This window comes from Variovorax glucosi (assembly GCF_051216695.1).
Taxonomy (GTDB): domain Bacteria; phylum Pseudomonadota; class Gammaproteobacteria; order Burkholderiales; family Burkholderiaceae_C; genus Variovorax.
The window spans coordinates 1-1,274 of the sequence record NZ_JBPJZE010000170.1; the positions used below are offsets into that span (position 1 = coordinate 1).

The 1,274-nt window shown below is 69.5% G+C and carries 1 protein-coding gene; it reads right to left on the reverse strand.

Features of this window, described 5'->3' with window-relative positions; translation table 11 throughout:
- Positions 1-1,274: DNA polymerase III subunit gamma/tau (gene dnaX / locus ACSFA3_RS23955; protein ID WP_435507894.1), on the reverse strand; the 1,274-nt coding region annotated here is incomplete at both ends.

Below are 1,274 nucleotides of genomic sequence, written 5' to 3' on the forward strand. Positions count from 1 at the left end.
CGTCGGTGTCCGCACCGAAGGTTACGAGCAGCCGCTCGCAGGCGGCCAGCGCGGCTTCTCCATCGTCCTGCTCGCGCAACCCCACCGACCAGTCGTAGGCACGGCGCACGGCCATGCGGCGCACCTGCGACGACTCGTCACGGCCGTAGCGGTCGAGCAGCCAGCCGACCAGCTCGGCGCGGTTCGCGTGCTCGTCGATGCCGAAGCCGTCGAAGAACAGCGTCAGCGCCCGCACGCCCTCGATGCGCAGCTCGGGCGCCGCGTCGGCGAGGCTGGCCTCGATCTGGTCGGCCACGGCCAGGCACATCACCTGGGCCTGTGCGTGCTGCGCCAGTTCGCGCAGGTTCAGCACCGAGGCCAGGCGCGCACGCGCCACGCGCAGCACCGCGCCGGGGTCAGTGCTGCCATCGAAGCGCTCGATCACCGCTTCCAGCGTGGCAAGCGCGTCCTGCGGCAGGCCGCGATGGTGTTCGATCTCGGCCTTGAGCAGCCGGGCCTCCACGCGCCACGCGTCGAGCGCGGCATCGGGCTGGCTGTCGAGCAGCTCGCTCATGGCATCGCAGGCTTCGCAGCGCGCCTCGGGCTCGTCGATCCACCAGGTGCGCTGATACAGCGCGTGGGCGATGTGCTCGCGGATCGCGGGCTCGCTGCGCTGGCCGTGCGCTGCGATCAGGCGGTCGAGGGTGGCGAGCGCGTCGGCGGGGCGATGCATCTGGCGCAGCATGTGCGCCAGCAGGCGCAGCGCCTGCGGCTCGGCCGGAACGTTCTCGGTCTGCAGCACGCTGGTGAGGTGTTCGAGCACCGTTTCGGGCGCCATTGGCCGCAGGTTGAACTGCAGGCAGCGCGACAGCACCGTGACCGGCACCTTCTGCGGATCGGTCGTGGCCAGCACGAACTTGAGGTACTCGGGCGGCTCTTCGAGCGTCTTCAGCATCGCGTTGAACGCGGTGTTCGTGAGCATGTGCACTTCGTCGATCATGAAGACCTTGAAGCGCCCCTGCACCGGCTTGTAGACGGCCTGCTCGAGCAGCGACTGCACCTCGTCCACGCCTCGATTGGAGGCCGCGTCGAGCTCGGTGTAGTCCACGAAGCGGCCGGAGTCGATGTCGCGGCAGGCCTGGCACACACCGCACGGAGTGGCCGTGATGCCGCCCTGCCCGTCCGGCCCCTGGCAATTGAGCGACTTCGCCAGAATCCGCGAGACCGTGGTCTTGCCGACACCCCGGGTGCCGGTGAAAAGATAGGCGTGATGCAGGCGCTGCGTGGTCAACGCG